7 protein-coding genes are annotated in these 6,444 nt (G+C 53.5%); 4 read left to right on the plus strand and 3 right to left on the minus strand.

The features are described 5' to 3' along the window. Window positions 1-151: 151 nt before the first annotated feature. On the minus strand, window positions 152-2,398 hold the full coding sequence (parC, locus tag AC2D8P_RS10065) for a DNA topoisomerase IV subunit A (RefSeq protein ID WP_484702441.1): 2,247 nt from the start codon (window positions 2,396-2,398) through the stop codon (window positions 152-154). A 124-nt stretch (window positions 2,399-2,522) separates the two neighbouring features. Here parC and AC2D8P_RS10070 point away from each other — a divergent pair, with 124 nt between their 5' ends. Further along, on the plus strand, window positions 2,523-2,771 hold the full coding sequence (locus tag AC2D8P_RS10070) for a hypothetical protein (RefSeq protein WP_484702442.1): 249 nt from the start codon (window positions 2,523-2,525) through the stop codon (window positions 2,769-2,771). A 106-nt stretch (window positions 2,772-2,877) separates the two neighbouring features. Continuing rightward, window positions 2,878-3,711, plus strand: coding sequence for an SDR family NAD(P)-dependent oxidoreductase (locus AC2D8P_RS10075; RefSeq protein ID WP_484702445.1), 834 nt, complete (start codon window positions 2,878-2,880; stop codon window positions 3,709-3,711). 39 nt (window positions 3,712-3,750) lie between these two features. Here the strand turns inward: AC2D8P_RS10075 and AC2D8P_RS10080 are convergent, their stop codons facing one another. Further along, on the minus strand, window positions 3,751-4,407 hold the full coding sequence (locus AC2D8P_RS10080; protein WP_484702446.1) for a peroxiredoxin: 657 nt from the start codon (window positions 4,405-4,407) through the stop codon (window positions 3,751-3,753). 198 nt (window positions 4,408-4,605) lie between these two features. Between AC2D8P_RS10080 and AC2D8P_RS10085 the strand changes: the two genes are divergently transcribed. Further along, a complete protein-coding gene (locus AC2D8P_RS10085) occupies window positions 4,606-4,812 on the plus strand; it encodes a twin transmembrane helix small protein (protein WP_484702447.1) in 207 nt (68 codons plus the stop codon). Then, window positions 4,812-5,384, plus strand: coding sequence for a cob(I)yrinic acid a,c-diamide adenosyltransferase (locus tag AC2D8P_RS10090; protein ID WP_484702449.1), 573 nt, complete (start codon window positions 4,812-4,814; stop codon window positions 5,382-5,384). The genes AC2D8P_RS10085 and AC2D8P_RS10090 overlap by 1 nt, the downstream gene beginning before the upstream one ends. A gap of 8 nt (window positions 5,385-5,392) precedes the next feature. On the opposite strand, the gene AC2D8P_RS10095 is transcribed toward AC2D8P_RS10090, so the two are convergent. Then, a complete protein-coding gene (locus tag AC2D8P_RS10095; protein WP_484702451.1) occupies window positions 5,393-6,154 on the minus strand; it encodes an NAD kinase in 762 nt (253 codons plus the stop codon). Between the last annotated feature and the right edge of the window lie 290 nt (window positions 6,155-6,444).

Consider the following 6,444-nt stretch of genomic DNA (forward strand, 5'->3'; position numbering starts at 1 on the left):
CCAGACTCTGAATGGTGTTGGACGATCCGGGCGCGCAGATGATGGCTTAGGGGCAATATTGTGGCCTTTGCAAAGGGCAGCGCCACAATTCAACGATTAGAGCAAATGAATGCCGATTTTTCTGATCAGTTGGCGGGATCTTGCGCGCAGGCTAACTGGTAAATCGATTGTCCCGCGGGAAACCGCGTGGGGCCATGCGCCCAGCACTGGCGCGTTTTCCGATCCATTCGTCTAGAACAGTCTCGGTGCGCGTCCGGCCTGCGGGGTCCAGCCAACTGAGACCAGCCTCCAGAACAAAGGTTGTGGCGTCTGATAGACCGCCATCCTTGTATTTTTGCAGTCTAACACCCTTGCCGCGCCCCATTTCAGGAAGCTCATCCAGGGCAAAGATCAGAACTTTGCGGTTCTCACCCACACAGGCCACATGTGAACCCGTGACCGGCTTGCAGACCAGTGCACGAACATCTTCTTTGACATTCAGAACCTGTTTTCCGGCGCGTGTCTGGGCGACGACGTCTGCTTCTGGAACGACAAACCCATCACCTGCGGTTGAAGACACGAGCAATTTGCGATCCGGGTGATGAATGAACAGCGCAACGATTTCGGCCTCGTTGGGCAGATCAACCATCAGACGTAACGGTTCGCCCATGCCGCGGCCGCCGGGTAGGTTGGCCGCTGCAAGCGTGTAAAACCGCCCATTGGACCCGAACACCAAGAGTTTATCTGTGGTTTCCGCGTGAAAAATATAGCGCGGCCCGTCACCGTCTTTGAACTTGAGCTCCCGGTCCAGATCGATATGGCCCGACATGGCCCGGATCCAGCCCATTTGCGAGCATACAACGGTGATAGGTTCACGTTCGATCATCGCCTCGACCGGAATTTCCTCAAATTCGATGGCTTCGGTAAAGGTGGTGCGGCGGGCACCGCCCTCGTAATCCTTACCGAATTTCTTTTTGGTATCGCGGATCTGATCGGCGATACGTTCCCATTGCAGGGTTTCACTGTCCAGAAGATCCACGATGCCCTCGCGCTCCAACAACAAAGCCTCGTGTTCGCGCTTCAGTTCTAGCTCTTCCAACTTGCGCAAACTGCGCAGACGCATGTTTAAGATTGCCTCGGCTTGAACATCGGAGAGTTCAAATTCAGCCATCAGCATGGCCTTGGGCTCGTCTTCATATCGGATGATCTCGATAACACGGTCCAAGTTAAGAAAGGCAACGATATAACCTTCCAGCACTTCCAACCGATGGTCGATCTTGTCCAGTCGGTGTTGGGAACGCCGCACCAACACCTCGCGCCGGTGATCCAGAAAGGCGCGCAAAATTTCTTTTAGCGAACAGACTTTGGGGGTGCGCCCGTCGATCAGGACGTTCATGTTCATTGAAAACCGGGTTTCCAGATCGGATTGGCGGAACAGCGTATTCATCAGAACATCTGGGTCCACGTTTTTGGACTTGGGTTCCAGAATGATGCGAATGTCATCGGCAGATTCGTCGCGCACATCGGCAAGGATCGGAATTTTCTTGGTCTGGATCAGTTCAGCCAGTTTTTCGATCAGTTTAGACTTCTGTACCTGATAGGGAATCTCGGTGACCACAATCTGCCATTGTCCACGGCCCAAATCCTCTGTCTCCCATCGTGACCGCAACCGGATTGCGCCGCGGCCAGTTTTGTAGGTCTCTAGTATTGAATCGTGTGGTTCGACAATCACCCCTCCGGTCGGGAAATCCGGACCGGGGACGTAGTTCATTAGCGTCTCATCGCGTGCGTCGGGGGTTTTGATCAGATGCAGGCAGGCATCACAAAGTTCGGCAATATTATGGGGGGGGATATTGGTGGCCATGCCCACCGCAATGCCCGATGACCCATTGGCCAAAAGGTTTGGAAAAGAGGCAGGTAGAACTTCGGGCTCCGTCAAGGTGCCGTCATAGTTTTCGCGAAAATCGACGGCGTTCTCGGAAAGCCCATCCAGCAGCGCCTCTGCCGCTGGGGTCATGCGGGCCTCTGTGTAGCGGCTGGCGGCGGGGTTATCACCGTCGATATTGCCAAAGTTCCCCTGGCCATCAACCAGCGGATAGCGCACGGCAAAATCCTGGGCCAGTCGTGCCATCGCGTCATAGATGGCGGCGTCGCCATGGGGGTGGTAGTTGCCCATCACATCGCCGGAGATTTTTGCTGACTTGCGGAAGCCCCCGGTTGAACTGAGTTTCAATTCTCGCATGGCAAAAAGAATGCGCCGATGGACCGGTTTCAACCCGTCGCGCGCATCAGGCAAGGCCCGGTGCATGATCGTAGACAGCGCATAGGTCAAGTATCGTTCACCGATTGCGCGGCGCAAGGGTTCCGCGATTTCGCCGGGAACAGGGTCGATATTGGGGTCGTCGGTCAAATCAGTCATAGATGATGTGTACCGCCCCGGTTCGCGCAGGTAAACGGGAAATGCGGGAACCAATGCCTGATCATTCCCCGTTTAATCGGAAATTCGTGGGTCTACATATGCCCGAAGAACAGAGGATTTGATCATGATCAAGTTGGTACTAATATTGGTTGCGGGCTTTGTTGCGGTGGTTTTGGCAACAGATGAGGATCGCATCAGCACAATGTCACAGGAAAGTGCGTTCGACATCGAAACGGTATTCGTTGAAGCAGAACAGGAAAATGTAGCGGAAATCGCCCCTGCCTCTCAGAATGTTGGAACTGTCATCTTTTCCACCAGTGTCGCGCAACAATCTGTCGAACTGATTCAGCTTGGTTCTACCGACGCACCGTGAGTGCACGATGAATAATGACCTCGCGTTACTGTGTGTGTGATACGATTGTCTGACTTGTTCGGTTGGGGTAGGGCTTTGCCGGGGCATAAAAAGAACAGGCAGGCGGATGACGCAGAGATCCATATTAATAACCGGGTGTTCGTCAGGTATCGGGTATGACGCCGCACATGGATTACAGGCCCACGGTTGGCGGGTGTTTGCCACGTGTCGGAAGGAAGGTGATTGCGAACGGCTGCGTGCTGAAGGGTTGGAAAGTTTTCGACTGGACTATGCAGATGAAGCATCAATCAAGGCCGCCGTTGCCGAATGTTTGTCCCGCACGGGTGGGACATTGGACGCGCTCTATAACAACGGTGCTTATGCTTGCCCGGGCGCGATTGAAGATCTACCTCGCGACGCGCTGCGGGAAATTTATGAAACCAACGTCTTTGGATATCATGACCTGACCCGACAGGTGTTGCCGGTGATGCGGGCACAGGGGCATGGGCGGATCATCAACTGCTCTTCGGTTCTTGGGTTGGTGACACTACGGTTTCGCGGGGCCTATAACTCAACCAAATTTGCGCTGGAGGGGCTGACGGATACGCTTCGGATCGAACTGAAAAACAGCCCGATCAAGGTGATCACATTGGAACCTGGGCCAATCACCGCGCGTATTCGCGTAAACGCGCAACCGCATTTTGAAAAATGGATCGATTGGGAAAACTCGGCCCAACGCCATGTGTACGAAACATCGCTGATCCCGCGTTTGTACGACGAAAAGACGGAAAAAGATCCGTTTGAGCTGCCCGCATCAGCGGTGACCAAGAAAATCATCCATGCCTTGGAACATCCGCGCCCCAAGCCCCGATATTATGTAACAACCCCAACCCATATCATGGGGGCGCTGCGTCGCCTGCTGACCACAAGGGCGTTGGACAGGATATTGTACAAAGCGTAATGCCCGGCCCGAACAGGGATTCGGAGCCAGGCCTTTGGTTTACGACGGCTGCTTTACCACACGCAGATACGGCAATTTGGCATCGAATGATCCGTGTTGTGCGCGGGCATCGTCATCAGATACGGCAGGCACGACAATCACGTCACCGCCTTGCTGCCAACCGGCAGGGGTGGCGACCTTGTGGTTGAAGGTCAGTTGAACGGAATCGATCACCCGCAAAATCTCATCAAAGTTCCGGCCTGTGGTCATGGGATAGGACAACTGCATTTTGATCTTTTTGTCAGGACCGATCAGAAAGACGGTGCGGACAGTCTGATTGTCCATTGCGGTGCGACCTTCAAAGCTGTTTCCGGCTCCAGCCCCCAACATTTCATAAAGCTGGGAGACTTTCAGTTCAGGATCGCCAATCATCGGGTATTCGACCGCATTCCCCGTGGCAGACGCTATATCACCTTTCCATTTGTGGTGCGCCTCAACCGGATCAACGCTGACACCGATAATCTTGCAGTTGCGTTTGGTAAATTCGGCTTGAATTCCAGCCATATAGCCAAGCTCTGTCGTGCAGACAGGTGTAAAATCTTTCGGATGTGAAAACATCACAGCCCATCCATCACCGATCCAGTCATGAAAGTTGATTTGCCCTTCGGTCGTTTCAGCGGTGAAGTCCGGGGCGGTGTCATTTATGCGAAGTGCCATGGGCGTTCCTTTGTGATTTGGCGAGTGTTCGGTTGACCATAGGTTAGGTTTTGGAGCTTGGCTTTGCGAAACTGATCATTTTCAAGAAATTGTGAATGCTTCAAATGTCGCGCACCAAACCATGTGTGGGTCATAATTCACCATCGCATTTCGTGACGGAATTGCTTACATCCTTGAATCGTATAGAGAGGCCCAAAAATGCTGAGTAATCCGCTGCTGCTAATCGCTGTCTTTGCCGTCCTTGCCGTACTGGTCATCTTGATGATCGGAATTGGGGGATTTGCCAAAGGAGGGGAGTTTAACCGCAAACACGCCAATCGGCTGATGCGTTACCGGATTATTGCGCAGGCGATTGCCGTAGCGCTGATACTGCTCTTTATTTTGGTCACAGGGGGAATTCGCTGATGGTGGTGCTGAACAAGATTTACACGCGGACCGGAGATTCGGGTCAAACGGCATTGGGCAATGGCAACCGCGTGGCCAAACAGTCCGCGCGTGTCAGTGCCTATGGCACCGTGGACGAAACCAACGCGACGGTAGGCATGGCCCGTCTACATGCCGATGGCGACGTGGACGCGGCCCTTGCGCGCATTCAAAATGACCTGTTCGATCTTGGCGCCGATCTGTGCAACCCTGATCTGGAAAAAGATGCAGAGGCTGAGTATCCGCCGTTGCGGGTTGCATCGTCACAGGTTGAACGGCTTGAGGCAGAGATCGACGCAATGAATTCAAATCTTACTCCTCTGCGCAGTTTCGTTTTGCCCGGTGGTTCCCCCTTGGCGGCCCATTTGCATATCTGCAGAACCGTATCACGTCGTGCTGAACGATTGGCCGTTGAATTGGCCAGCGAAGAAACTATCAACCCCGCCGCAGTCAAATACCTTAATCGATTGAGCGATTGGTTCTTTGTTGCGGCCCGCGTGGCCAATGATCAAGGTGCTGCAGACGTTTTATGGGTGCCCGGCGCAAATCGCTGAAGCTTTGTTTAAACGAACTGTTCGCGGATCAATCGTTCTTCCAGCCCGTGACCCGGGTCGAAAAGGATGCGATGTTGGATATTTGGTTCACTGTGGATGTCGACACGCACCACATCTCTGACAGAGCGACTGTCAGCATCGGCCATTACCGGCCGTTTGTCCGGATTTTGAACTTCAAACGTCACATGCGCAGACTTTGGCAAAAGCGCACCGCGCCAACGTCGAGGGCGAAACGCGGCCATCGCCGTCAGGGCGAGCACATCTGATCCGATGGGCAAAATTGGACCGTGGGCAGAGTAATTATAGGCCGTTGATCCTGCAGGTGTGGACAACAAGGCACCGTCACATACCAGTTCATCCATCCGCAGCTTGCCATCGACATAGATTTTCAACTTTGCGGCTTGCGGGCCTGCACGAAGAATGGACACCTCATTGATGGCCAACGCTTCATGTGTGCTGCCATCTTTTCTGGTGGCGTGCATGCGCAGGGGATTGATGACAGCCTCTTCTGCGGCGTTTAAGCGATCCAACAAGTCCTCATCGGAATACACATTCATCAAAAATCCGACCGTTCCCCGGTTCATCCCATACACCGGGGTGTTCAGGTGTTGCGTGGAATGCAATGTGTGCAACATGAAACCATCACCACCCAGGGCGACAATCACTTCGGCGTCGCTTTCAGCGTGTTGTCCAAACTTACCGGCCAAAATAGCGAGCGCCTCTGCGGCAAGAGAGTCACTACTGGCGACAAATGCGATTCTGCTTGGCATGGGATGATACCGGTTTCCAAAGATAACTTTCTTTCCAATCGAAGCACAAGTTGGCGGGTCATGCCACCCATGACGGTCTAACTTTGTAATTTGTCGCATTATTACCTTCCCTGCCGGGTCGGTTTCCGATACGAAATCGCCAAACTTAACCTCTGACGGAGCCCGCCCCCATGTCTGATTCTGGATTTTTCACTGAGAGTTTGTCGTCTCGTGACCCTGATTTGTTTGCTGCGATCACTGATGAGCTGGGTCGCCAGCGTGATGAGATTGAGCTGATTGCGTCAGAAAAC

Source organism: Roseovarius sp. YIN77 (assembly GCF_057219155.1).

What these genes read in the sequence shown, in the direction of transcription:
- AC2D8P_RS10070 (WP_484702442.1), top strand. Translation starts at nt 2,523, where the DNA reads ATGATCAAGTTGGTACTAATATTGGTTGCGGGCTTTGTTGCGGTGGTT.
- parC (WP_484702441.1), bottom strand. Translation starts at nt 2,398, where the DNA reads ATGACTGATTTGACCGACGACCCCAATATCGACCCTGTTCCCGGCGAA.
- AC2D8P_RS10075 (WP_484702445.1), top strand. Translation starts at nt 2,878, where the DNA reads ATGACGCAGAGATCCATATTAATAACCGGGTGTTCGTCAGGTATCGGG.
- AC2D8P_RS10080 (WP_484702446.1), bottom strand. Translation starts at nt 4,407, where the DNA reads ATGGCACTTCGCATAAATGACACCGCCCCGGACTTCACCGCTGAAACG.
- AC2D8P_RS10090 (WP_484702449.1), top strand. Translation starts at nt 4,812, where the DNA reads ATGGTGGTGCTGAACAAGATTTACACGCGGACCGGAGATTCGGGTCAA.
- AC2D8P_RS10085 (WP_484702447.1), top strand. Translation starts at nt 4,606, where the DNA reads ATGCTGAGTAATCCGCTGCTGCTAATCGCTGTCTTTGCCGTCCTTGCC.
- AC2D8P_RS10095 (WP_484702451.1), bottom strand. Translation starts at nt 6,154, where the DNA reads ATGCCAAGCAGAATCGCATTTGTCGCCAGTAGTGACTCTCTTGCCGCA.